Annotated in this window: 3 protein-coding genes; all 3 read right to left on the bottom strand. The window is 57.2% G+C overall.

What is annotated here, in order from left to right; genetic code table 11:
• Positions 1-642, bottom strand: a 642-nt coding sequence (locus tag EOM25_14490; protein ID NCC26384.1) for a methyl-accepting chemotaxis protein, incomplete at its 3' end; no start/stop codon positions are given.
• 69 nt (positions 643-711) lie between these two features.
• A complete protein-coding gene (locus tag EOM25_14485) occupies positions 712-1197 on the bottom strand; it encodes a cytochrome C (GenBank protein ID NCC26383.1) in 486 nt (161 codons plus the stop codon).
• Positions 1198-1308: 111 nt separating this feature from the next.
• Positions 1309-1853 (bottom strand): EamA/RhaT family transporter (locus tag EOM25_14480; GenBank protein NCC26382.1); only part of this gene is annotated, 545 nt, incomplete at its 5' end.

Here is a 1853-nt window from a genome sequence, read left to right as displayed (position 1 = left end):
GATGACCACCCTGTTGATGAAAAATATGATCGTTCCGCTGATGAGAATCAACCCGGCCAGGAATAGTGCCAGCATCTTGAACAACTGGCCGTCGATGGCAGCCATGACCGGTGTGACATCCTGGACCAGGGTCATCTGTCCCAAGATCGGCTTGGACGCTCCATGGCAGTGGTGACAGGACGGGGCGTTGGCTATGGATTCCACATGGGCGTAGACTTTTCGACCGTCTAGCTCGGTCATCAGCCCGTCGTTGAGCATGGTCTTCAGGGCCCTGGACGCGAGGTCGGCGACATCGGTCGAGGCGCAACACTGGGCGAAATCCTTCCGCTCGTTGGACGACTCGGTGGAATAGGTGATGTTGCCGGCATGGTTGGTCATGACCACCCGCATATCCGGATAGTGCTCGGCCAGGAACTTGAACTCGTGCCTCGTACCCTCGTCGTTGCCGACAATCATGGGCTTTTCGATGGAGAGCTTGACCAGCTCCGCCGTCTTGATGGCCGCTTCCTCGAGCTGGTGGACCATGGCCGCCTTCTGCCAGTATCCTGACACGATGATGATGACCGTGAACACGACAATGGCCACTAGGACGACCAGCAGATTGAGTTTCAGATTCAGAGAATTTTTGATCCGCTTGTACATGCCGGGAACTCCGATTGCTGGGATGTGATCAATAAAGGCCTTAGGCCGCGAAACGCTTCGGTCTCAAACTCAATGGGCCCCGCTGTAGAGCAGGGGCTTGTAGTTAAAGTCCTTGACCCGGGCGGCATTGTGGCATTTCTCGCAGCTCTCCACCAATGGTCTTCTAGTGATGTACTCGGTGTCCCCCCCGTACTCGGCATGATCCCCACCCGGACCGTGGCAGGTCTCACAGCCCACGTCGGCGAATTGTGGCGTTGTTTCATAACTGACGAAGCCGCCACGACCGTAGCCGGTGGTGTGACACTCGTAGCACTCCTTTTTCTCCTGTTCCTCCAAGTCCGAGAACATCTTCAGCACGCCCCTCTGGGTGTGGGACTTTTTGGAATATTTGGAAAAGGACTCGAACTGTTCCTGATGGCACTCCCCGCAGGCCTCGGACCCCACATAAGAGCCGCTTTGCTCCGAGGCTCTGATGCCGGCGGTTCCCAAAAAAATCACAGTCACGGCCCCGGCCAGAGCCGCCCTCCATTTTGTCGTCATCGAAAGGTCCTCCATCTGTCCAAATGTCTGTGTATAGATAAAAGGAATTGATTCTAGCTTGATCGATTCCAGCCGTTGCGATCCGCAGGCTGAATGCGAATACTTGAAACCAGCTTCAGGGCGTTGTCAATACGGATTAGGGAAATTCCGGCGATTCTCTCGGACCAGCACGACCACGCTGACGACAATGAGGATGCTTCCAAGATATCCGACCAAGGAAAATCGCTCTCCCCACCAGGCAAAGGCCAGCACTGCCGCGGCCAGCGGCTCGATAGTCGCCAGGACCGATGCCTTGGAGGCCTCCATTCGCTCCAGCCCCCGGCAGTACAGTGTGTAGGCCCCGAAATTGGTCACAAGACCCAGGAAGAGAACCGAGGCCCAGGCCACGGCATCGGTCGGGAGCCCGCCGAGAAACGGAAGGAGAAAAAGAGCCCCGAAGGGCTGGATGTAGAGAAAGATGGTTGGGGCCCGATAGGTTCGGAGGAATCGCTTGGAAAAGATGTAGTATGAGGCATAGGTCAGCCCCGAGACCAGACCGCAGGCCACCCCCAGGAGGGGCCACCCGCCCCGGCCCTGGGTTTCTCCAGACCCGAAAGCCACCCCGGCCACCCCGGCCATGGACAGCAGAATGCAGATGATTTTGATTCGCGTCAGCCCTTCGCCCAAAAAAA

The organism is Deltaproteobacteria bacterium, from assembly GCA_009929795.1.
GTDB lineage: Bacteria > Desulfobacterota > Desulfovibrionia > Desulfovibrionales > Desulfomicrobiaceae > RZZR01.
This window is presented reverse-complemented; position numbering and strand designations above follow the sequence as displayed.